This is a genomic window from Bacillus sp. SD075 (assembly GCF_017355165.1).
Lineage (GTDB): Bacteria > Bacillota > Bacilli > Bacillales > DSM-1321 > Peribacillus.
On the sequence record NZ_JADILK010000122.1, the window covers coordinates 1 to 310 of the forward strand.

Sequence of the window (310 nt, forward strand, 5' to 3'; positions counted from 1 at the left end):
CATTTTCCTCTTCGACACTAGAAAAATTCTTACGGTTCCATACACGTTGATCTTCAAAAGACTCGTTATTCTGCACTTTCTTCACCCAACTCGCTATCTGTGCATCACTTTTAATACCAAAACGCTCACGAATCTGGCGATATGACCAACCTTCCTCCACCTTCAGACGAACCACTTCTCTCTTTAATTCTTCTGTATACGCTTGAAACGTTTGCCCCTTTTTTGCCATACAAAAAATCCCCTCCAGATTGACAGTTAAGAACATTTTATCATGTTCTCTTTTTTCTCTGTCTACCTGAAGGGGATAATA

General features: G+C 39.7%; 1 protein-coding gene. It reads right to left on the reverse strand.

The annotated features are described in order from the left end of the window. A partial coding sequence (locus IOC57_RS25545) for a helix-turn-helix domain-containing protein (protein WP_207441376.1) occupies positions 1-229 on the reverse strand: 229 nt, incomplete at its 3' end. Positions 230-310: the final 81 nt, after the last annotated feature.